At 45.0% G+C, this 22964-nt stretch carries 26 protein-coding genes and 4 pseudogenes; 20 read left to right on the forward strand and 10 right to left on the reverse strand.

From position 1 onward, the window contains the following. Positions 1–101: 101 nt before the first annotated feature. The 4 genes and pseudogenes from RS881_RS04695 (at position 102) to RS881_RS04710 (ending at position 3509) form a co-directional block, all read left to right on the forward strand. A complete protein-coding gene (locus tag RS881_RS04695) occupies positions 102–1994 on the forward strand; it encodes a T9SS type A sorting domain-containing protein (RefSeq protein ID WP_315820015.1) in 1893 nt (630 codons plus the stop codon). Between the two features lie 160 nt (positions 1995–2154). Beyond that, on the forward strand, positions 2155–2556 hold the full coding sequence (locus RS881_RS04700) for a response regulator (RefSeq protein ID WP_315820016.1): 402 nt from the start codon (positions 2155–2157) through the stop codon (positions 2554–2556). A gap of 14 nt (positions 2557–2570) precedes the next feature. After that, positions 2571–3169 (forward strand): annotated as a pseudogene (locus RS881_RS04705) (sigma 54-interacting transcriptional regulator). Next, positions 3144–3509, forward strand: coding sequence for an AAA-type ATPase lid domain-containing protein (locus tag RS881_RS04710; RefSeq protein WP_315820017.1), 366 nt, complete (start codon positions 3144–3146; stop codon positions 3507–3509). The pseudogene RS881_RS04705 and the gene RS881_RS04710 overlap by 26 nt, the downstream one beginning before the upstream one ends. 65 nt (positions 3510–3574) lie before the next feature. Here RS881_RS04710 and RS881_RS04715 read toward each other — a convergent pair. Beyond that, a pseudogene (locus RS881_RS04715) lies at positions 3575–4371 on the reverse strand (dicarboxylate/amino acid:cation symporter). Between the two features lie 50 nt (positions 4372–4421). Continuing rightward, on the reverse strand, positions 4422–4850 hold the full coding sequence (locus RS881_RS04720; RefSeq protein WP_315820018.1) for a cation:dicarboxylate symporter family transporter: 429 nt from the start codon (positions 4848–4850) through the stop codon (positions 4422–4424). A 579-nt stretch (positions 4851–5429) separates the two neighbouring features. Here RS881_RS04720 and kdpF point away from each other — a divergent pair. From kdpF to RS881_RS04800, 16 genes and pseudogenes are all read left to right on the forward strand, one after another. Continuing rightward, positions 5430–5507: a K(+)-transporting ATPase subunit F gene (gene kdpF / locus RS881_RS59010; protein WP_350340376.1), complete on the forward strand. Its 78-nt coding sequence runs from the start codon at positions 5430–5432 to the stop codon at positions 5505–5507. A 106-nt stretch (positions 5508–5613) separates the two neighbouring features. Continuing rightward, a pseudogene (gene kdpA, locus RS881_RS04725) lies at positions 5614–7237 on the forward strand (potassium-transporting ATPase subunit KdpA). Positions 7238–7385: 148 nt separating this feature from the next. Then, positions 7386–9435 (forward strand): annotated as a pseudogene (kdpB, locus tag RS881_RS04735) (potassium-transporting ATPase subunit KdpB). A gap of 53 nt (positions 9436–9488) precedes the next feature. Continuing rightward, on the forward strand, positions 9489–10055 hold the full coding sequence (locus RS881_RS04740; RefSeq protein WP_315820020.1) for a K(+)-transporting ATPase subunit C: 567 nt from the start codon (positions 9489–9491) through the stop codon (positions 10053–10055). Between the two features lie 393 nt (positions 10056–10448). Next, on the forward strand, positions 10449–11327 hold the full coding sequence (locus RS881_RS04745; protein ID WP_315820021.1) for a porin: 879 nt from the start codon (positions 10449–10451) through the stop codon (positions 11325–11327). Further along, entirely contained in the window at positions 11308–11520 is a 213-nt protein-coding gene (locus RS881_RS04750) for an outer membrane beta-barrel protein (protein WP_315820022.1), read from the forward strand. Before RS881_RS04745 ends, RS881_RS04750 begins: the two co-directional genes overlap by 20 nt. Positions 11521–11775: 255 nt before the next feature. Beyond that, positions 11776–12135, forward strand: a complete 360-nt coding sequence (locus tag RS881_RS04755; RefSeq protein ID WP_315820023.1) for a DUF7674 family protein — start codon at positions 11776–11778, stop codon at positions 12133–12135. 18 nt (positions 12136–12153) lie between these two features. Continuing rightward, positions 12154–12747 carry an N-acetyltransferase gene (locus RS881_RS04760; RefSeq protein WP_315820024.1) on the forward strand — a complete coding sequence of 198 codons (594 nt, stop codon included), beginning with the start codon at positions 12154–12156 and terminating at the stop codon, positions 12745–12747. After that, positions 12737–13519 carry a histidine kinase gene (locus tag RS881_RS04765; RefSeq protein WP_315820025.1) on the forward strand — a complete coding sequence of 261 codons (783 nt, stop codon included), beginning with the start codon at positions 12737–12739 and terminating at the stop codon, positions 13517–13519. Before RS881_RS04760 ends, RS881_RS04765 begins: the two co-directional genes overlap by 11 nt. Positions 13520–13569: 50 nt before the next feature. Then, positions 13570–13860 (forward strand): adenine nucleotide alpha hydrolase family protein, encoded by a 291-nt coding sequence (locus tag RS881_RS04770; RefSeq protein ID WP_350340088.1) that lies wholly within the window; start codon positions 13570–13572, stop codon positions 13858–13860. Between the two features lie 583 nt (positions 13861–14443). Next, on the forward strand, positions 14444–14710 hold the full coding sequence (locus RS881_RS04775; RefSeq protein ID WP_350340377.1) for a HAMP domain-containing protein: 267 nt from the start codon (positions 14444–14446) through the stop codon (positions 14708–14710). After that, a complete protein-coding gene (locus tag RS881_RS04780) occupies positions 14641–15189 on the forward strand; it encodes a histidine kinase dimerization/phospho-acceptor domain-containing protein (RefSeq protein WP_315820026.1) in 549 nt (182 codons plus the stop codon). The genes RS881_RS04775 and RS881_RS04780 overlap by 70 nt, the downstream gene beginning before the upstream one ends. Positions 15190–15257: 68 nt before the next feature. Next, the gene (locus RS881_RS04785; RefSeq protein ID WP_315820027.1) at positions 15258–15509 is read left to right on the forward strand and encodes a sensor histidine kinase; all 252 of its coding nucleotides are present in this window, start codon (positions 15258–15260) and stop codon (positions 15507–15509) included. Between the two features lie 187 nt (positions 15510–15696). Then, positions 15697–15954 (forward strand): DUF6597 domain-containing transcriptional factor, encoded by a 258-nt coding sequence (locus tag RS881_RS04790; protein ID WP_315820028.1) that lies wholly within the window; start codon positions 15697–15699, stop codon positions 15952–15954. 24 nt (positions 15955–15978) lie between these two features. Further along, positions 15979–16212 (forward strand): hypothetical protein, encoded by a 234-nt coding sequence (locus tag RS881_RS04795; protein WP_315820029.1) that lies wholly within the window; start codon positions 15979–15981, stop codon positions 16210–16212. A 41-nt stretch (positions 16213–16253) separates the two neighbouring features. After that, positions 16254–16445, forward strand: a complete 192-nt coding sequence (locus tag RS881_RS04800) for a DUF6265 family protein (protein ID WP_315820030.1) — start codon at positions 16254–16256, stop codon at positions 16443–16445. 133 nt (positions 16446–16578) lie between these two features. Here the strand turns inward: RS881_RS04800 and RS881_RS04805 are convergent, their stop codons facing one another. The 8 genes from RS881_RS04805 to RS881_RS04840 form a co-directional block, all read right to left on the reverse strand. Then, positions 16579–17751: a hypothetical protein gene (locus RS881_RS04805; RefSeq protein WP_315820031.1), complete on the reverse strand. Its 1173-nt coding sequence runs from the start codon at positions 17749–17751 to the stop codon at positions 16579–16581. A gap of 184 nt (positions 17752–17935) precedes the next feature. After that, positions 17936–18382 (reverse strand): hypothetical protein, encoded by a 447-nt coding sequence (locus tag RS881_RS04810; RefSeq protein ID WP_315820032.1) that lies wholly within the window; start codon positions 18380–18382, stop codon positions 17936–17938. Between the two features lie 53 nt (positions 18383–18435). Beyond that, on the reverse strand, positions 18436–18978 hold the full coding sequence (locus RS881_RS04815) for a hypothetical protein (protein WP_315820033.1): 543 nt from the start codon (positions 18976–18978) through the stop codon (positions 18436–18438). A 70-nt stretch (positions 18979–19048) separates the two neighbouring features. Then, a complete protein-coding gene (locus RS881_RS04820) occupies positions 19049–19975 on the reverse strand; it encodes a DUF4249 domain-containing protein (RefSeq protein WP_315820034.1) in 927 nt (308 codons plus the stop codon). Next, positions 19972–20154 (reverse strand): hypothetical protein, encoded by a 183-nt coding sequence (locus RS881_RS04825; protein WP_315820035.1) that lies wholly within the window; start codon positions 20152–20154, stop codon positions 19972–19974. Before RS881_RS04825 ends, RS881_RS04820 begins: the two co-directional genes overlap by 4 nt. 10 nt (positions 20155–20164) lie before the next feature. Next, entirely contained in the window at positions 20165–21424 is a 1260-nt protein-coding gene (locus RS881_RS04830) for a TonB-dependent receptor plug domain-containing protein (RefSeq protein ID WP_315825030.1), read from the reverse strand. Then, positions 21355–22554, reverse strand: a complete 1200-nt coding sequence (locus RS881_RS04835; protein WP_315820036.1) for a TonB-dependent receptor — start codon at positions 22552–22554, stop codon at positions 21355–21357. The genes RS881_RS04830 and RS881_RS04835 overlap by 70 nt, the downstream gene beginning before the upstream one ends. Further along, on the reverse strand, positions 22547–22945 hold the full coding sequence (locus tag RS881_RS04840) for an RNA-dependent RNA polymerase family protein (protein ID WP_315820037.1): 399 nt from the start codon (positions 22943–22945) through the stop codon (positions 22547–22549). The genes RS881_RS04835 and RS881_RS04840 overlap by 8 nt, the downstream gene beginning before the upstream one ends. Positions 22946–22964: the final 19 nt, after the last annotated feature.

The raw sequence follows: 22964 nt of genomic DNA on the forward strand, positions 1-22964 counted from the left end.
GTAATTGTAGACTATTCTCCGCGAATAACCTATGTAATTCACTTTTCAAGAAAGTCCTTATGAGAAACCTGATTCTTTGTGTCGTTGCATATATATGCAATATGACACACCTGTTGGCCCAGGTCAATTACACTGCCGATAACACTGTTCCACCCTACAATGGTTATTTCTATTACGGTACCAACGGAGGTTGGTATTGGACCTGGGATGATAAAAGCCTTGCAGATATTGCCGCTGGCAATCGTTCTAAAAACATTAAAGGACTGGATAGTAAAACCTTCAGACCACCCATCCCTGCATGGTTTGTAGACTATTATTCCTACAACGTCCGCATTGCTGAATTTAATTATTACCGTACCCTGGGTGTGCGCGATCTTACCGTGATCTTGAACTCGCCTGCCGATAAAGAAATTGACAGTACCTGGTACCAAAGAGATGGCTCACCCAGCACTTCCAATGATTGCAACCAACATTCCTACATGTTCAGGAACATGTATACCCCTATCTGGGATGGGGGTTTGAATGGAACGCCGTACAATGATACCAACTACTGCGCACGATATATATATGAAGTGGTCTCAAGATATAAGCCCTACACCAAATTCTGGGAAGTAGTGAATGAACCCGACTTTGATGGCTCCCAACAGGCATGGAAACCACGCGGACAAACCGGCAATTGGTGGGAAAACCTTCCTTTCCCTTGTAGCCTGTCCAATATACGCGCCCCCGTGTTTCATTACATCCGCTGGTTACGTATTGCTTATGATATCATTAAAACACTCGACCCCTCAGCTTATGTAGCGCCCGGCGGATTGGGTTATATCGCTTTTGCTGATATTTTATGCCGTTATACCGATAACCCTGTCGATGGTAGCGTTACACCCGATTACCCCAAGCCTGGTTCTGCCTATTTTGATGTTCTTAGCTTTCACAGCTATCCTCAATATGCATTGGGCCAATGGAGCAATGCCGCCAATGGTTTTGTATATGAACGCCACTCCGATAAAGCCGCCCAGAAGTTTATTGGCCTCAAAAATGAGTTCGATAGCGTATTGAAGATCTATGGATATGATGGTATTCAAAAGCCAAAGAAACTATACGTCTGTACAGAAACCAATATTCCTTCCAAAGCCTTTGGTACCATGATCGGTTCCGATCAGGCTCAGGTAAACTATATTTTAAAATCACTTATCCTTAGCCAGAAATACGGTGTCCTGCAAACCTATCCCTTTGTATTGGGCGATAGCAAACCACTGGCTTCAGCCGTTGATGGCTTTGAATTGATGGGCCTTTATGAATGCCTTACCGATAATGGACCCGTTAATGGAGGACCCGGCTATCATCACCGGTTCAAAAATTCCGGTTATGCTTATAAAACCCTTTCCAATCTATTATTATATACGCGCTACGATGCTGCACGCACCACCGCCATGAATATTCCATCTACCCTGGACGGAGCAGCTTTTAAAGATTCCATTGGCAGGTACATCTACCTCCTTTGGGCCAAAACCACACGCGATGGCGATGAAAGCGCTTCAGGCACTTATTCATTTCCCGCTGCAGCCAATGTAACACCCCAGTTGGAAAGAAGAACTTGGGATTGGAGTTCCAGCGCCGCTACTACTATTGTCAACGCTAGCAGCATTCCTTTAACCAGTACACCCATCCTCTTGTCAGAGCATTTCGATATACTGCCCATTGATGATAAACCCAAGCCTCCACCAGCTAATACTGAATTTGCAATTAACATTTATCCCAACCCGGCCTCAACAGCCGCATCCCTCACTTTTACTATACGGGGCAACGCCAAAGTGAAAGCAACCATCTATAACGTCGAAGGCAAGCTTATAACCACTGCCATTGCAGGTCGTTCGTTTACAACTGGAACCCATGTGGTACCCTTGCCCGTACAGCAATTGGCCAATGGCGTGTACTATTGCCGTTTTAAAACAGAGAAATCCGAAGAAATACGCAAGTTCATTATTGCACGATAATATTCCAGGTAAAGCCGCTCTTGATCGACGGCTTTACCTTATTGACTCCCCTCGAAACAAAAGATTGCCGATTCACGATTGACGATTGCTGCCCCCTGCTCGCAGCTCAAAGCTCGTACCTCGTAGCTTTTCTTTAGTTTTGCCCCCACAATGTCAACTTATGCCCGGTACCATACTTCTTATTGATGACGAAGAGAAATTACGTGGCTTACTCAAACGGATCATCACCCTCGAAGGTTTTACCATTTACGAAGCCCCCGATCTCAAAGCCGGCACTAAATGGCTGGATAAAGAACCCATTGATGTAGTCTTATGTGATGTAAAGCTACCCGATGGAAGCGGCGTTGATTTTGTTAAGGAGGTCAAAACCAAATATCCCACCACCGAGATCATCCTCCTAACCGCCTATGGCAATATACCCGATGGTATCCAGGCCATGAAAAATGGCGCCTTTGACTATATCACCAAGGGCGACGACAACGATAAGATCATCCCTCTCCTCATGCGGGCCATTGAAAAAGTGCATCTCAAAAGCGCATTGAGCAACTGGAACAACAAGTAGGCAAAAATACAACTTTGAAAATATCCTGGGCAGTTCCCCCTCATCAAAGAAGCCATTGCCCTGGCAAAAAAGTAGCTCCTTCCGAAGCTACCGTACTCTTACTGGGCGAAACCGGTACGGGCAAAGAAGTTTTTGCACAAGCCATCCATGCCGGCAGTAAACGAGCCGGTAAAACATTTATAGCCCTCAACTGCAGCGCTTTTAGCAAGGAGTTATTGGAAAGCGAATTGTTTGGTTACAAGGCAGGTTCCTTTACCAGTGCCGTTAAAGACAAAAAGGATTGATAGAAGAAGCCAATAACGGCACCCTCTTCCTGGATGAAATTGGTGAAATGCACATCGATCTTCAAAGCAAATTGCTGCGTGTATTGGAAACAAGTGAGTTCATAAAGATCGGCGATACAAAACCTACCCGCGTAAATGTGAGGATCATTGCCGCTACCAACCGCCAATTGCAACAGGAAGTATCCGAAGGCAAGTTCCGCGAAGACCTCTACTATCGGCTGAATGTATTTGAAATAGCCTTGCCCGCTTTGCGCGACAGGAAGAAAGATATTCCTGCTTTGGCCCAATACTATCTCCAACTCTTTGCCAAAAGCCAACCAGCGCATTGATGCCATGAGCCCGGAATTTTTAGAACACCTACAGCGCCATGAGTGGAAAGGTAATATCCGGGAATTAAAGAATGTGATAGAACGAACCGTGATCCTGGCCGATGGCCCCGAATTGACCGTCACTAACCTGCCTGTAGAATTCCAACAACTGTCCAATCCGGCTGGCACTACCAATAATACCCTCTCTGCCTTTTCCCTGGCCAGCATGGAAAAATTACATATCCAGCGCGTATTGAACCATACCAAAGGAAATAAAACAGAGACCGCCCGGCTACTCGACATAGGACTTACCACCCTGTACAGAAAGATCGAAGAATACGGCCTCGCCCGCGAAGTATAAATTACCCTTAAGGTGGGTCGCCCTTTCCGGGCGGCTGACCTTGATCCACATGCACAACTGACTACTCAACCCAACACTTCCTTCGCCTTTTCCATATCCAGCTCCTTCTCCCACTTGGATACAAATAGAGTAGCTACCGCATTACCGATGATATTCGTCAGTGCCCTCGCTTCACTCATAAACCGGTCAATACCCAATATCAGTGCCAGCCCGGCTGCCGGAATATGACCCACTGCCGGTAAAGTGGCCGCCAGCGTAATAAAACCACTGCCCGTTACCCCCGCAGCTCCTTTGGAAGTAACCATCAGTACTACCAGTAAGGTCAGCTGCTGCGAAAGGTCCATGGGTGTATTCGTTGCCTGCGCTACAAAAATAGCAGCCATCGTAAGATATATTGAGGTCCCATCCAGGTTGAAAGAATACCCCGTAGGTACTACCAGCCCTACCACCGATTTGGAACAACCAGCTTTTTCCAGCTTCTCTATCAGGCTGGGTAAGGCCGATTCGCTGGACGAAGTGCCCAGTACGATCAACAACTCCTCTTTCAGGTAGGCCAATAACTTGAAAATATTAAGCCGTATCGAATACAAAATGCTACCAAGGACCACAATAATAAATACCAGGCAGGTAAGATAGAAAGTACCCATCAATGCAGCCAGTTGTTTCAGACTCTCTGCTCCATATTTGCCAATCGTAAACGACATGGCTCCCAACGCCCCAGCGGTGCTACCTTCATGATGAGGTGAATGATGCCAAATAGAATATCCGAAAAACCTTTAATGAAGCCCATTACCGGCTGAACCTTTGGCCCCAACTTTAAAGCAGCCGTTCCAAACAAGACCGAAAACAACAGGATCTGCAACAGATCACCTTTCGCAAATGCATCTACAATCGTTTGTGGTATGATATTGATCAGAATTCAACCGTCGTTTGAGGTTTAGGAGTTGCTGCAATGTCCTTTAAGGCAGTTGCGTCAATGTTGGCAACATCTTTATTCATACCTACACCCGGCTTGAGCAGGTTGATAGCTGCCAGTCCGATCAGCAGCGCAATCGTCGTTAATACTTCAAAATACAGCAAGGCCTTAACGCCAACCCTGCCGGCCTTCTTCATGTCATCCATCCCCGCCATACCACTCACGATCGTACAGAAGATAACCGGGCCTATCAACATTTTCACCAACCGGATAAAACCATCCCCCAATGGTTTTAGCTGTACCGCAAATGAAGGATAATAATGACCCAGCAATATGCCGGTTACAATCGCTATAATTACCTGAAAATAAAGACTCTTATAAAACTTTTTACTTCGTTTGGGGATCATGCCGTCAAGATAGGGCAAATAATTGATCCCTATACATATATCAACTAAACCTGCTGTCTGCCTTTTGACCGGGTAAGTTTACTCATCCTGTCTAAGACTGACCTTGCACCTGCCTGCTGTTAATCTTTCAAATTATCAGTACCCAGCCCCTTCTATTTTCATTTTGAAAATATCCCCCTTTCAAAACGGAAGGGTTTTTATTTCCTTACCCCTTTTGCTGCTATTGCCCAAAACTCACGCAACCTTTTTATTATCAAGCCTTCAGACCGCTTCACCTGCCAGTGGTCTCCCCTCCGGTATGCCCTTTGCCTTTCTTCCGGCAAATAAACAATCATGAGAATATATAAAAAGGCATTTGGTGAGCGGTTGAAACTCCACATCCTGGTGCCTGCTATTTATGTAGCTGTTTTAGTAGCCCTTTTGATTTCATCCCTTATTAATTAAATAGAAGTTATGCTTACAGTTATCTTATTGATCGCAGGCCTTGTCAGTTTTGTCCTCTTTTTCAAATGCGTTGACTTCTTTGAAAAAGTCTAAACCCGTAGCCACAGATTAATCGCCAACGCCTAAAAGCTAATACCTAAATAGTCAGCTATGATGAATTTACTCTTCGCCGTATCCATCCTGGTATTTGTATACCTCGTATACGTGCTATTGAAACCAGAAAAATTTTAACCCTACAAACTGATTGAATAAAATGAATACAGAATTAACAGGGGTCGTCCTAACATTCCTAATCACCGTACTGCTGGCGTTTCCATTGGGAAGGTACATTGCCCGCATGTTTCGCGGCGATCGGACAATCACCGACTTCATGAACCCCATAGAACGGTTCATTTTCCGCATCACGGGCATCGATCCCAATAAAAAAATGAACTGGAAAGAGTTCCTGAAAGCGATGCTTACCATTAATTTGCTGTGGTTTGTATATGCTTTCTTCCTCCTTATTTTCCAGGATAAGCTGCCACTCAACCCTGATGGCAACCCCGGGCAAACACCTGACCTGGCTTTTAATACCGCCATCAGCTTCCTGGTAAACTGCAACCTGCAGCACTATTCCGGCGAATCGGGGCTTACTTACTTTACCCAATTATTCGTGATCACTTTCCTTCAGTTTGTTAGCGCCGCTACCGGTATTGCTGCCCTGGTGGGTGTAATGAATGGATTGAAAGAAAAACCACCAATAACCTCGGTAACTTCTGGAGCATCTTTACAAAGTCTATTACAAGGCTCTTTTTGCCCCTGTGCGTAATAGTTGCTATTATACTTGCATTCAACGGATCTCCTGCCAGCTTTGATGGTAAAGACACCATTACTACCCTGCAAGGCGATACCGTACAGGTTTCCCGTGGCCCTGCTGCCGGTATGATTGCCATCAAACACCTGGGTACTAATGGAGGAGGTTGGTTTGGTGTCAACTCCGCCCATCCCTTGGAAAATCCTAACTATTTCACCAATATAGTAGAGCTGATTGCACAGATGATCATCCCTATTGCCATGATCTTTGCACTGGGTTTTTACATTAACCGCAAAAAGTTTGCTTATGTAATTTTTGCAGTCATGACCCTGGGTATGCTTTGCCTCCTCATACCCACCATTAATTGGGAAGTAAACGGTAACCCTGCCATTGCACACCTGGGCGTAGCACAACCCACCGGAGCCATGGAAGGCAAGGAAGTACGCTTTGGTCCCGCATCTTCAGGATACTGGAGTATTGTCACCACCATTATTTCCACCGGTTCCGTCAATTCCATGCACGATAGTTCCATGCCTTTATCCGGTATGATGCAATTACTGGGCATGATGATCAATGCTTTCTATGGTGGTTGTGGCGTAGGTATATTGAACTACCTCATCTATATTATAATAGCCGTATTTATTGCCGGACTCATGGTGGGCCGTACCCCGAATTCATGGGGCATAAAGTAGAAGCCCGGGAAGTGAAAATTGCCGCCATCGTGACCCTGTTCTCCGCTTTCCTGCTTAAAGCAGGCGTAGCATTGGCTGCTTACTTTATAGCCCATCACCCCGAAATGGATTGGGCCGTAAAACCCGGTAACTGGCTCAATAACCCTGGCTATCATGGTTTCTCTGAAATCCTCTACGAATTTACTTCCGCCAACGCCAATAACGGTAGCGGATTTGAAGGTTTGGGCGATAACAATATATTCTGGAACCTATCCACAGGTGTTGTACTCATCCTGTCAAGGTTTATTCCCATCATCGGACCCGTTGCGATCATAGGGTTATTAGCTAATAAGAAATTTATTCCCGAATCACCCGGCACCCTGCGTACCGATTCCATGACGTTTGGCATGATGACATTCGCCGTAATTATAATCATTAATGCCTTATCCTTTTCCCTGCTCTCACACTGGGACCCCTCGCTGAATATTTCAGCATGAAAATGTGAGTTGTTAGTAGCCTGTTGTGAGTAGGGTAGGTGGGAAATGGCTGAAGTAGAGTTGTCTACCTGTAATCAGCATCTTAAAATAGAAGTCAGCCACCCGCCATTTACCACTCACCACTGGCAATTCACTAAAAACTAAACAAATGAAAACAAACAATAACAATACCCTGTTCCCCCGTGCGATGGTAGCCGCTGCCCTGAAGCAGTCATTTGTAAAACTCAACCCACGCAGCATGTTCCGCAATCCGGTCATGTTCATGGTCGAACTGGGTACCTTCATCATGCTGGGCGTATGTGTGTGGATTGCCGCCGGCGAAACCTCACAAGGCACCCTGGCCTACAACGCATTCATTACAGCCATCCTCTTTATTACCGTACTCTTTGGCAACTTTGCCGAAGCCATTGCCGAAGCACGTGGTAAAGCACAGGCCGATAGCCTCCGTAAAACAAGAGAAGATACACCTGCCAAAAGATCTTTCCCGTAGGAGATATCTATACCAACGAAATAAAGATCGTTCCCTCCTCTCAACTGCGTAAGGGCGACAGGTTTGTATGCGAAGCAGGAGATGTGATCCCCATGGATGGTGAGATCGTTGAAGGCCTCGCTACCATTGATGAATCTGCCATCACCGGCGAATCAGCTCCCGTTATTAGAGAATCCGGTGGCGACAAATCCTCCGTAACCGGCGGTACCAAGGTATTGTCAGACAGGATCGTGGTCAAAGTAACCACCGAACCCGGCGAAAGCTTCCTCGACAAGATGATCGCCCTCGTAGAAGGAGCTTCCCGCCAAAAAACACCCAACGAAATAGCCCTCACTATTTTATTGGCCAGCTTCACACTCATATTCATTATCGTATGCGTAACACTAAAACCTTTTGCCGACTATGCCAATACCTCTATCACCATCGCGGCTTTCATTTCCTTGTTCGTATGTCTCATACCTACCACCATTGGAGGTTTGCTTTCCGCCATCGGTATCGCTGGAATGGACAGGGCCTTACGGGCAAACGTGATCACCAAAAGTGGTAAGGCGGTAGAAACTGCCGGCGACCTGGATACCCTCCTGCTCGATAAAACCGGTACCATTACCATCGGAAACCGTAAAGCTACCCACTTCTGGCCTTCAGGTAATACCCGCGAAAATGATTTTATAGAAGCCTGTATACTCGCTTCCCTGGCCGATGAAACACCAGAGGGTAAATCCATCATTGAACTGGCTGCTAATAAAGGCATCAAACATACACCTTCTGCCAATGGCGTAAAGTTTATCCCCTTCACAGCCGAAACCAGAAGCAGTGGCATTGATCTCGGCGACGGAACAAAGATCCGCAAGGGTGCTTCTGATGCCATTAAAACACTGGTTAAAAAAGCCGGTAACGGATACCCCATTGAAACAGAAGAACGCGTGAAGGAAATAGCCAATAATGGAGGCACCCCACTTGTAGTAAGCCGTAATGAAACCATACTAGGCGTTATAGAATTACAGGACATCATCAAGCCCGGTATCCAGGAGCGCTTTGAGCGCTTACGTAAAATGGGCGTTAAAACAGTGATGGTTACGGGCGACAATCCCCTTACGGCCAAATACATTGCCCAAAAAGCAGGTGTGGATGATTTTATTGCCGAGGCCAAACCCGAGGATAAAATGAACTACATCAAAAAGAACAACAAGGTGGCAAACTGGTTGCCATGATGGGCGATGGTACCAACGATGCCCCCGCACTGGCTCAGGCCGATGTTGGCGTAGCCATGAACAGTGGCACCCAGGCAGCCAAAGAAGCAGGTAATATGGTAGACCTCGACAACGATCCCACCAAGCTCATTGAGATCGTTGAGATCGGCAAGCAATTGCTCATGACAAGAGGCACCCTTACCACTTTCTCCATTGCCAACGATGTGGCTAAATATTTCGCCATTGTACCAGCCTTGTTTATTACGTCCATTCCAGCCTTGCAGGCACTTAATATTATGCACCTGCAAAGTCCTCAAAGCGCCATCCTGTCGGCCGTAATATTCAATGCCATTATTATTCCCGTATTGATACCGCTGGCATTGCGTGGAGTGGCTTATAAACCAATCGGCACCAGTGCCTTACTAAGGAGAAATCTGTTCATTTATGGCCTTGGTGGCGTGATAGTTCCGTTCATTGGTATCAAACTAATTGATATGCTGTTAGGACTGTTCATGTAATAAAATGTCCCCTTTAACGACCACAATATACAATCAGCAATAATTAAACAATAATGAAAAAGTATATACTGCCTTCCCTCAAACTTACCATAGTGATGGTTCTCCTGCTGGCCCTCATCTATCCCATCCTGATAGCCGCCATTGGTAAAATGGCGCCCGGAGCAGGTAAAGGCGAAACATTATCTGTAAATGGTAAGGTGGTAGGTTATGCCCTTGTGGGACAAAAATTCACTGACGATAAATATTTCCAGGGACGCCCATCTGCAGTTGACTACAATGCAGCCGGATCAGCCGGTTCCAATAAAGGCCCTTCCAATCCTGATTATTTAAAAACAGTGCAGGATAGGATTGATACTTTCCTCATTCACAATCCTGGTGTAAAGAAAGAAGAGATACCTGCCGAATTGGTAACCGCCTCAGGTAGTGGCCTCGATCCCGATCTTTCACCTGCTGCTGCTAAACTTCAAATAAAAAGAGTAGCTGCCATCCGCAAGATCGATGAAGGCAAATTGATCGCCTTGGTCGATCAGCAAACCGAAGCCCCTTTACTAGGCATTGCTGGCCCTGCTAAAGTAAATATCCTGAAACTCAACATCGCGTTAGACAAATTGCAGTATTAGGATGTAACTGAAGGTTGTTGCAGATAAATTGTCAGTATTTCGGCCTTTATACGAAGGCGGGTGCCATCAGCATGTCCTTACCCTCAACTGTCGCAAGGAACTGTCATCCAAATTTTATTTGTTTGCCCCTGGCGAAAGGTGGGTCGCTCTGCAGACTGGCAAATGCAGCGTTGTAGAGCGGCTCACCTTCATCAGGAAAGAGGTGACACCTTTCCCTTACCACGAAAACGAAAAGGTGTCACCTCTTGGCCCCTGGCGCGAGTATGCAGCCCAGCCTGCGTGTGGGCGTACCTGTGCCAACGAAACAAAAGATTGCCGATTCACGACTGCCGTCTGCCGACGTTTTCGACGCAAACGATTCACTAATGACCATTCACAATAACAGAACAAAAGATGAAAAAGATTTTTACCGGTGCAGCTTTATTGATCAGTATGGGAACTATAGCCCAGGAATCTAAACCTTCACCACTGACTTTCAGCGGCTATGCAGAATTGTATTATTCCTATGATTTGAATAAACCCGTAGATAACAACAAAGCAGGGTTTATTTACAGCTACAACCGCCACAATGAATTCAACCTCAACCTCGGATTTTTGAAGGCAGCGTACAATACCGAAAACGTAAGGGCCAACCTGGCTTTTGCAGCCGGTACTTACATGAACGCCAACTATGCCGCCGAACCCGGCGTGCTAAAAAACATCTATGAGGCCAATGCCGGTGTTAAACTCTCCAAAAAGAAAAACCTCTGGCTCGATGCCGGTATTTTTGGCTCCCATATAGGGTTTGAAAGCGCGGTGTCAAAAGACTGCTGGACACTCACCCGCAGTATAATGGCCGATAATTCACCCTACTATGAAGCCGGTGCCAAACTTACCTATACCAGCGACAACAACAAGTGGCTCATCAGCGCTATGGCCCTCAATGGCTGGCAGCGCATCAAAAGAGTTGACGGCAATTCCCTCATGAGCTTTGGTACCCAGGTGCAGTTCAAGCCCAATAGTACTACCACCCTTAATTACAGCACATTTATTGGTACCGATAAACCGGATAGTGCCCGACTCATGCGCTATTTTCATAACCTCTATGCCATCTTCAACCTGAGTAACAAACTGGGCGTTACTGTGGGTGTTGACATCGGTTCCGAACAGAAAACAAAAGGCAGTAGCGATATGAATACCTGGTATGCCCCCATTGTCATCCTGAAATACACGATCGATAACAAATGGGCCATTGCTGCCCGGGGCGAATATTATGAAGATAAAAACGGGTGATCATTGCTACGGGTACCCCAACGGCTTTAAAACTACCGGCCTTTCCCTCAATGTCGACTATGCTCCCGCTTCCAATGTCCTGGTACGCCTGGAGGGCAGAAACCTCAGTAGCAAGGACGAGGTCTTTATAAAAGAAACCAATACCAGGAAAAATAATGCATTTGTTACAGCTTCTGTAGCCATTAGTTTCTAAAAATTTGTGTTTTACCTACTCCTTTCTCGAAGATCCCTTCCCCCGTGGAGGGGATTTTCTTTTCCCCATCCTTCCAAATTGAAAAACCACCTTACCAAAATGAAAGGGATGTGCAAAGCCTGCCGTCATTCCGGAATAGGGGATTTTCGTAGAAGCCTCGACCATATTGGTTTGTAGCCAGTCGGCCTTTTTCGATGAGTCATGGAACGGGATTTGTCATACCTAAGCAGACTTTATTCAAAATAACGATCTAATATGATTACCCAGTATGAAGTCCCCTCCCTTCTCAAAGAGGAATTACCTACGATTACCAGTGACAATTTTCCAGCAAGATTAAATATGGATGTCTATAAATCCATGCAGTGCTTTTCTGATTACACCAAAACCGCTGTATTGGACCATAATTTCCACCTGGCAAAAAAATGCTTTTCCCTGGCTGGTAAATTATACCGTCAGGGCGATCATATGGTGAAAAACGTGATCGAGAATACCTTCGTATTTTCCTTCACTTCCTTTATGCCCAACGATAGGGTCGAAAAGCTGATCCTCCAATCTATGATTCCCGCTGTATTATATGCCGTTTATATAAAACAGGTAATGGGAAGCGGTTGCTAAACTATAAAATGAACCACAATGGAACCCGATAGTAAAACTGAACCAGACAGTATTATCGTCCGCGTAGCGGACAACAACGATAAGCAGTATGCACAACAGATAGTAGATGAAATGGAAAGTTCTGCCAAGATCAGGGGAACAGGTATTTCCAAACGATCACCTACCTCCATCATGACCAAAATGGAAGAAGGTAAAGCCGTGATTGCCATTACTACAAAAGGCCAATGGGTAGGGTTTTCTTATATAGAAGTGTGGGCGAAGGGCGAGTTTGTATCCAACTCTGGCCTCATTGTAAACCCCGCTTACCGTGAAATGGGCGTAGCAAAAGCCACAAAAGAAAAGATATTCCAACTGTCCAGGGAAAAATACCCAGAGGCAAAGATATTCAGTATCACCACCAGCATGGCCATTATGAAAATGAATACAAGTTTCGGTTTCCAGCCCGTAACATTCGAACACATTCCACAGGAACAAGCCTTCTGGCAGGGCTGTAAAAGCTGTGTCAATTACGACATCCTGCAAGGAAAACAATGCCGAAACTGCCTCTGCACAGCCATGCTCTTTACACCTACCCAGAAAAACGGTAACTTACAATACAGCCATGCCCGATAAAGATAAAAACGTAGAACATTTTATTGAACTTATCCGCCAGTCCAGGCGAGGCAAGTTCAAGATCTATATTGGCATGAGTGCCGGCGTAGGTAAAACCTACCGTATGTTACAGGAGGCCCATACCTTGCTGCGCAATGGTGTGGATGTGAAAATAGGTTATATTGAAACCCATAACCGCAAAGAAACCCATGCCTTGCTGGAAGGCCTGCCCGTAATTCCCCGCCGCAAGCTTTTCTATAAGGGCAAAGAATTGGATGAGCTCGACGTACAGGCCATCCTAAACCTTCACCCCGAAGTAGTGATCGTGGATGAATTGGCCCATACCAATATTGAAGGCAGTAAAAATGAAAAACGCTGGCAGGATGTAATGGATATCCTCGATGCCGGTATCAATGTGATCAGCGCTGTTAACATCCAACACATCGAAAGCCTCAATGAAGAAGTGAAAGCAATTACCGGCATCGAGGTAGCCGAACGTGTGCCAGACAACGTTTTGAAGCAAGCCGATGAGGTGGTGAATATAGACCTTACGGCCGATGAACTTGTAACGCGCCTGCGCGAAGGAAAAATATATACGCCAGAAAAAGTAGAAACAGCTTTGCGCAACTTCTTTCAATCTGAAAAGATCCTGCAGTTGCGCGAATTGGCCCTTAAGGAAGTAGCTAGCCAGGTGGAGCGTAAAATAGAAACCGAATTGCCCCGCAATGCCAATAGCCGGCAGGAACGTTTCCTGGCTTGCATCAGCAGCAACCATGAAATAGCCAAAAGGTAATACGGAAAACCGCCCGGCTGTCCAGCTACTACAATTCAAAATGGTACCTATTGTATGTACAAACCCCACGCGAAGATGGTGATAAGATTGGCCTGGCTGCTCAACGCCACCTCATCAATAATTTCAAACTGGCAACTGAACTGGGTGGTGAAGTCATTAAAATTAAACACAGTAATATTGCTAAAGGTATTATTGAAGTGGCCGAACAACGCAAAGTAACCACCATTTGCGTAGGCAAGCCACACCTTAACCTGTTCAATGTCATTTTAAGCACCGCTGTATTCAATCAGCTATTGAACAAATTGTCAGCGGCCGATATCGACATTGTTATCCTTTCATAATTTATGTTATGGCTGTCCGTCTAAAAACAAAATTATCATTGGGCCTCGGCTTTCTCTTCCTGGTTATCCTCACCTTTGGAATCCTTAGCCTCTATTATATCAACCGCCTTAGCGGAGATGCCAACCGCATCCTCAAAAACAATTACGAGTCCCTGGTATATTCCAACAATATGCTCAAGGCCCTGGAAGATATTCCGAGCGACTCGAACGCCATTACCATATTCAATGCCAACCTGCGAAACCAGGAAGCCAATATTACAGAGGCGGGCGAAAGAGAGGTCACTGAAGCATTGCGTAAAAACTTTAAAGAATTGTTAAGCCATCGTGACGATTCTGCCAATTACGCACAATTGCGCGAATCCATCCGCATGATCAACGACCTTAACCAGGAAGCTATTCTGAAAAAAAATGCCATCGCCGGCGCCACCGCCGAAAGCGCCCAACTATGGCTTACCATCATCTTTACCACCCTTATCCTGATCGTGCTCACCTTCATTTATAATTTCCCTGGCGTCATTGCCGAACCCGTAGCCAAACTGGCCGAAGGGATTCGGGAGATTATAATAAGAATTACAGCAAACGGATTTATCTCAAACAGGAAGATGAGTTTGGCGAACTGGCCCAGGCCTTTAATAGCATGGCCAGTAAATTGGATGAATACGAGAACAGTAATTTGGCCAAACTTACCTTTGAAAAAAAACGCATCGAAACCATCATCAACCAAATGCGCGATGGGATTATCGGTCTCGACGAAAAAGACATATCCTCTTCCTCAACGCAGTGGCCGAAAAACTATTGGGATGGAAAGAAGCCGATATCGTCGGTAAGTATGCACCCGACCTGGCGCTGAAAAATGACCTCATGCGCACCCTCCTGCAGGACGATAAAGCCAGGAAAGAATTAAAGATCTATGCCGATAACAAAGAAAGCTATTTCAATAAGGATGTATTGAACGTCATGAACAATGGAGAGGTGGCAGGTCAGGTAATTGTCTTGCGCAATATTACTTTATTCCATGAGCTCAATGAAGCCAAGACCAACTTTATTGCCACCGTATCTCATGAACTCAAAACTCCCATTTCTTCTATTAAGATGAGTGCACGTCTCCTTACCGATAATAGGATAGGGCAATTAAATCCAGAACAACAGGAGCTATCCAAAAGCATTACCGAAGATGCCGACCGCCTCCTCAATATCACCAGCGAGCTCCTCAACATGTCGCAGGTAGAGACTGGTAATATACAACTGAAACTCCAACCCGCCCGGCCCGCTACCATAGTCGAGCAAGCAGTTCAGGCTGTCCAATTCCAGGCCCAGCAAAGAACATAACACTTCGCGTTAGCCTGCCTGCCGACCTCCCAGCTGTACAGGCCGATGTAGAAAAAACCTCCTGGGTAATGATCAATTTTCTTACCAATGCCATCCGCTATTCCACTGATACTTCTTTCATTGACATTGCCATTAATGCCAAAGACAATAAAGTGCTTTTCACCGTTACCGATTATGGCAAGGGCATTGACGAAAAATACCTTCCCCGCCTCTTCGATCGCTATTTCAAAGTGCCAGGCACTCATGAACGCAACGGCACCGGCCTGGGACTGGCCATTTCAAAGAATTTATCGAAGCTCAGGGAGGATCTATTTGGGTAAATAGCCTTATAGGTGAAGGCAGCCTCTTCGGCTTCGATCTCTCCCAGACCAAATAATCGACCTCCGTCTTTCAGACTTCCTGACTTTCCAGCGGTTACTCCTTATTTTTGTATGGTATAAATGGCCTTTAGCTACCTATTACGGCTGATAGCTTACACCTAATAGTCAATACCTAACAGCTAATTACATGATCTTTAAAAGAGTAAATCCAGGGGCTGGCCTGGAGAAAATCATCGATTGCTATTGGATCATAGAGAACGAAGACCCAACCCACCATCAACAAAAGATCATTCCTGATGGCTTCTGTGAGCTCATTTTTCATTATGGCGATCCCTATCGGATACGCCTTACCAATACCTGGGAACAACAATCCATTCATCTATTGGCAGGGCAGATAAGCCGGTATTTTTGGCTTTGTACAATACCAGGTCAATCCTCCTTTTAATTTCGCCATAAATACTATATGACAATGAGCCATCCCTTCATGACACTTTTATTGGCCTTATTCATTAACCAAGCCCAGGCACAGGATATTAACAAGGCAACTACCGAAAACTTTAATAAGCTAAGCTGGCTTACAGGTACCTGGAACAGGACCAATGTAAAACCCGGCCGCAAAGCCCATGAGCGTTGGGAAATGACCGGGCCATTCCTTATGAAAGGCTTTGGTGTTTCCCTGAAAGAGAAGGATACACTTTTGTAGAAAAGATACAACTCCTGATAAAGGACAATAATATTTGGTATGTGGCCGATGTACCTCAAAACAAAGAACCTGTTTATTTTAAGCTCACCGCCATCACAAAGGATGGGTTTACCTGTGAAAATCCCAACCACGACTTTCCCAAGAAAATAGATTATAAGCTAGATGGCAATAAACTAAGAGCCACCATTTCAGGGGATGGAAAAGCCATTGATTATCTTTTTGAACGCCAATAAGCTGCTAAACTGTTGGTCCAACAATAGACTTAATCTTTAGTCTTCGCATACAAAGAAAAGGGTCCCACCGAGTGGAGACCCTTTACTTTGAATACGAAGGTATACTGGAAATCCGCAGGCTGTTGAACTTATTTCACTTCAAATACAAAGAATAACTACCAGCATGACCATTACTGTCAATGCCTTGTAATACCCCTGCATACCTGCCTTTCAGGTCCGACGTCCAAAAATGGATACCAGCCTTGCCCGAAGCGTCTGTTTGAATATCGGGGTTCCAATAAAGTAAATTTCTGAAGTCTGGTAACCGGCTGGCTACCTGTTCAGGTGTTTCATAAACCGGCGCATAAAACTCCCGTTGCATTTGCAATCCGTCATAATCCAAAATAACAGCCCGGCTATCTAACTTCAGATCATTCAGATCGCCATGATAGGTAGTAAAACTAATGATCCCGTCAAACGTAAAATCACCTGCCACATACCGGTCTGTAACTACCTGCAATTGACGAAGCTTTAAAGGATCGTATGTCATGATCTTTTGGATACTTACCGGAACGCCATCCAACAAAACAAGCGGGCTGCTCCTGTAATGCCTTTCCGTTTCCCAGTTGAAAATGTACAACTGAAACTGCCCGTCACTCTTCCGTACTGCAACATCTGGAACATACTCTCTTAAGATCTCCTCTGTAGTCGTAAAACGCACATAATCATCCATCAGGTATTTGGGATAACTGCTTCCAAAGAAGGCTGTCGTGTCAATATTGGGTATCGCAAACTGCGTTAAACGATCACTGTAAAAAGCATTTTGTACCTGCATGTTGATACTGCCCTCCGTTAGCGTTTGTTCAAGCGCTGGCGATACGTTGAGCGGAATAGGCTCATGCCCTATATATTTATCTGAAAAGGGATTCTGAATGTCAACATGGTAACTACTATCCTGCTGATCCTCTGTTTGTATGATGATTTCCCCAGGGCCATAATAATTTCGAACATCAAACCGAACATTGCCATCCCTGTCACTGTGAACAGGGTAGAATTGCAATTTGGTGCCTGCGATCGATAAATAGGTTTTCGTTTCCTTTACGGGTGTGCCATCATTCCCGTGCGTAATCATTCCGGAAATGAAATGCCCGGTAAACTCGGGAATATATTGAAATGAAGCCTCACTACTCTTTAATACAGCCTCCCAATCAAACCTTCGCCAGCCATGTACCAGCAACAAATTGTCCAGTGCAGTCATTACCTCGGCACTTTGTGACGTAAAATAATACGCTGGCGATTCTATCGTGCCTTTCAGATCAGAACTCAACCACAGGTAACTCAGGATATTTCCCTGGTCTTGTGCGGGAAGAGAATCTACCCGGTAAACCGATAACGATAAATTAGCTGGTATCCCTTTTCCGGGCGTAGTGAAAGTATTTAGCCAAAGGTTTACCTTTTTCGACTTTCGTATTCCCTTTCCTGCACACTTGCTTCAATGGTAAGCATTTCCTTCAATGGTTTAAAATACAAGCGTTCACATACCGGTTGCTTTTGTTCATTGAATACCGTGAGCTGGGAAATACCCTCCCCAGTTTGTTTTTGTCGATGGTGAACTGTGCTATCCCATTTACAATGGCTTTTTTGATAGCTGCTTTCACTTCCTGGTGGCTGTGTGCAAAAAGAAATACTTCTTCCGCCGGCGCCCTGGATGGCATATTGCTACGCACACTTACCTGCAATTGCCCATTCCCTCCATCCTGTAATTGCATCACATATCCTTGCTCATAAATAGCCGGTAACTCACGATTGATCGTTTTCCCATCCTCTGTTACGACCGTAGCTGTATAAACGTCCCCGGTTGCCGGTGTAAAGGAAAATTGCCCAATCCCAAATTTATCAGGTTTAAACTGTACGATCTCTTCATTACGCTGGTTGGTCAGCCTTCCGCTAAACCTCATCCCCTTGCCATATTGGTCCGTAACCTGGAAAGCTACCTTGCTATGAATGCCCCTTACAAGATTGCCCCTTCTGGGAAAAAACGCACTGCGTACATGCTGCTGCTATCAGGTTTTACCAACGGCAACGGCTTTAGTGTATTGACGATCCTTACCTGCTGCTCAAAGAAACAATCTGGCCCAAAATTTTTCATCCAGTTTGTATAGGCGCGCAAAATATAATTGCCCGCATTGATCGAAGCAGGCAAGTAGAACGAACCATTTCCAAAGCCCTTAATAATTGCCACTTTCCCTTGCATCACCGGTCTATTGTCTTTGTCAAGCAATTCCACATAAGCTACCTTACTCAGGTCAAATGGTTTATTGCTTGTGCCGTCTACATAGTATAGCTTAAACCATAAGATCTCGCCAGCCAGGTAAAACCCTTTGTCTGTATGTACATACACCTTTTCCGGGATCGCTTTTTCACGGTATTCATTGAACCGGGTATTGATCACTTTGCCAAAGTCTTGTGCCTGCAAAGCCCAATTGGGCAGCAACAGGCCGGCTGCCAGTATTGCTAATAAACTTTTTCGTATCGTATGTGATGTCAGGTACATCAAAATTGTTTTAGGTTGTACTATTGGATGTATGATTAAGGCCAGAAGGGAGGTTTTAGATGGACCCCCGTCAGCGTACAAAGGACACAGGTTGGACTGGATCCAAAAAGGCTAAAATCCCACTCACACCAAACTCTGCTACATTCGTAGGCGTGAGATAGCTATGCGCACGTATACTATCTAAATTATTGGGCACCCTTATTTCCTCACAGGGTTGCCGGAATCCCCAGTTAAGTAGATCCGTCATCCGGATGAAAATACGTTTTTCCTGCATATCCGAAACTTCCACAAGTCCAATCACAATTTCTTTCGGATCATTTTTGGCATGTATGTTCCCCACCAATTCCGAAGGCTGTGCATCAAATAAAGTACCTGTTTGTTCTGTATTTTTCTTCATTCTTTGTAAAAACTCATACCTCGCTTTACTAAGTGCATGCTGCCTTACTTTAATACTATATAAAACACTTACCTTTTGTGAAGCTCGCTTGATAGAATGGATCTGCATATCAATACTGTCCTTGGCCAATTTGGCCGATGAACCAATGAGTATACTGGTAGAAGCTTCTGTTCTCCAGCATATATAGTTGGTGGTATCGTGCATCTGGTTGGGATACCGGTACTTGATGCCTGTTATTTCACCCGTAGTACTCCTGGCATATTCCAGCGTAGTACTAAAAGCCGAATGAAACTCCCAGGTCTCTTCCCAATCCCATTGGTAATAGCGCGTATTGTTCAACGGATCATGCGTGTTGATATAGAAATAAAGATCGGTTGGCTGTTCCCAGCGAACAGCATCGATAGGAGGTGTCTTGATGCGCGTTGTATATTCCGAGTTGTATTCCTTTCCATCAGAAGTTTTAATGTATAAACGGTATTTCACATTGTTATTGAGAAATAGCTGGGGTGTACTATAATTTCCCGTCGATGTTTCTGATAGCGGGTAGGAGCTATTGTCTTCCCCCTCTACCCGTACTACTGCATTCCGTTCATATTTCATGCGCGAACTATCGGCCAGGGGATAGCCCGCGAGATTTTGATATTGGTAGGCCCCGATCCACTATTAATGCTTCCCTCCACCACCAGGTACCCATTAACAGGGGTCATTACAGGAGGGTCAAAACGTTGCTTGCAACACAAGCCCAGCAACACAATACAACAATATAAAAGCTTTTTCATACCACTATATTTAGAAACGAATATTGTAATTAATAAAAGGGATAATATTGCCAAATATGGATAGCTTATATCCGTTTACACGCCCCTGCTCCGAAGTGAAATAAACCGAATAGGGATTCTTCCTTCCCGTAAGATTGTAGAGGCCGAATGTCCAGGAATTATGCGTTTTCTGTTTTAACTTATGATTACCTTCCACGATCATGGCGAAATCAGTGCGGAAATAATCGGGGATCCGGTAGGCATTCCTGTCTGAATACAAGGCTCGCCAGGAACCGCCATAGTAATAGCGGCCAATAGGAAGGGTTATTGGCCGGCCCGTACTATACGTAGCATTTAATGAAATACTGAACCGGTGCGTAAAGCGGTAATTGCCCACCATTGTTACATCATGCGGCTTATCGTAATTAGCAGGGTAATACTCACCCCGGTTTATGATCTCACCCGAAGTAGCATCATCCATCTTTAATTCAATACGTGAGTAAGTATAACTGACCCACCCATTCAATTTGCCATTTTGCTTTTTGATCATCAACTCCACCCCATAAGCCCGGCCCTTAGTGCCAATTACATCCGTTTCAATATGATCGTTCATCACCAATGAAGCGCCACTCTTATAGTCCAGGTAATCTTTTATGCGCTTATAATACACCTCTACCGAAGTTTCAATCGAATTCGACTTGAAGTTCTTGTACAAACCCAATGAAACCTGGTCTCCATATTGTGGTTTAATATTAGGGTCACTCAATTTCCAGATATCCGTAGGCGAAATTGCCGTTGTATTCGACAACATGTGGATATACTGACGCAACGAATTATAGCCCGCCTTTATGGAGAAACTGGGCGTGATGCTATACCGTGCCGAAAGCCGCCATTCCGGACCTGAATAAGTTTGGATTACATCACCCTTTTCGTACCGCTTTACCTCCAGGATATTGTCCTCATTCTTGGGAAGCCCTGGTGCATACCTGTTCACATTTCCTGGCCCCAGGTATTGGTACAACGAAAAGCGCGCACCCCCTTGCAACGAAAGCTCGGGCGTAATATTCCATTTTTCCGATAAGTAAACTGCACTTTCCCGAGCTTGTTCCGTAGCCACCTTATCACCTACAATCAATGATTCCTTGCCGATCGGTTCATATTCACCCGGATGAAGTTTGTAATGGATGGTACTGGCTCCAAAATCGATGGTGTGTTCTGGACTCAGGTACCAGGTAAAGTCTGCTTTAACATTGAACTGGTTAATGTCAAAACCCAGCTTATAAGCAGTGATCTTATTTTTTCACTGCTGATATGATAAGCATACCGGTCATAACCCCCTGTCAATATACCCGTTAATTTATTATTGAATATATGCTTCCACTTGATCGATACATTGTTGTTATTGTATCCATAAGTAGTATCGTTGTTCAGGTTAAATCGGTCCTTACTGGTATATCCGGTGACGTAAAGGTTATTCTTGTTGTTGAACTGGTGACTGATATTCAGGTTAACATCATAAAACGATGCCTTGCTATTCTCATATTCATCAGGCAATAAGTTTAAAAGCCAGCGTGCATACGTAGTGCGGGCTCCCAGAATGAACGAGGTCTTATCTTTCTGGATGGGTCCTTCAATATTAAAACGGCTGGTGATCAAACCTAAGCCGGCACTCCCCGTAAAATTCTTCTTATTACCCTCCCGGCTCGATATATCCAATACCGATGATAAACGGCCTCCGTATTTGGCGGGTATGCTACTCTTGTACAATTCTACATCCTTTACAATATCAGGGTTGAAGGCAGAAAAGAATCCAAAGAAGTGCGAAGGATTATAGATCGTAGCGTCATTGAACAGGATCAGGTTTTGGTCCGCAGCGCCTCCCCGTACATTGAAACCCGTACTGGCTTCCCCTACCGATTTTACACCTGGCAATGTGAGCACCGCCTTTAATATATCGGCTTCACCAAAAGCCGTGGGTATTTGCCTGATAGCCCGGATCGTTAACCGTTCCGTACCCATTTGTACATTCCGGATATTGGCCAGCTTCTGCGCAGATACAATAACTTCCTTCAGTGAGGTTACCCGTTCTTCCATATCGATGTCCAGTTTTCCCCCGCCGGCATACAACACTACTTGCCGTTTCGTATCCTTCATGCCAATTCCTTGTACATTCAATACATACCTGCCCTTCGGAACCGTCAATGAAAAATATCCATATTGATCTGTGGCGGTTCCAATCGAAGAATTGTGTATCGTTATAATGGCTCCTACAAGCGGTTCACCACTTTTGATATTGCGAATATTGCCTGCCAGTGTTACATTGGCTGGCCCTCCTGTATTACTTTTATTGCCTATTTCAAATAACTTGTTTTCAATAGAGGCATCTGCCCGCACTTTCTTTTTATCCCCGTAATCAGGCACCCTCCCAGGTCCCGGCGTACAGTATCCTTGGTCGCTTTTGCAAAGAACCCATCCGGCAAGGTCGTTTTGATCGCAGCCCCTTGGTAATAAATACAGTTCCCTTATCGGCCAGGATCGTACAATGAAAAGCCGTGTTCTCAAAAAGTTGCTCCAGTGCCCTTTTCAGCGGCTGGTTATTAATAGCTATGCTTACGCGCATACTATCAAATTGTACCTTGTCATAATAAAAATGATAACCCGATTGTCGCTCTAGCTCCTGTAAGATCACATCAACCGCAGTGTCGGATAAAATGATACTGACCCGTTTGGCGTCATTTTGTTGCCCTGATACCTTGCTACAAAAACACCCCAATGCAAAACCAAGGATCATTAGGAAAGGCAGTCGTCTCATATCAGTGTTTTAAAGAATC

The organism is Paraflavitalea speifideaquila, assembly GCF_032395985.1.
Classification (GTDB): domain Bacteria; phylum Bacteroidota; class Bacteroidia; order Chitinophagales; family Chitinophagaceae; genus Paraflavitalea; species Paraflavitalea speifideaquila.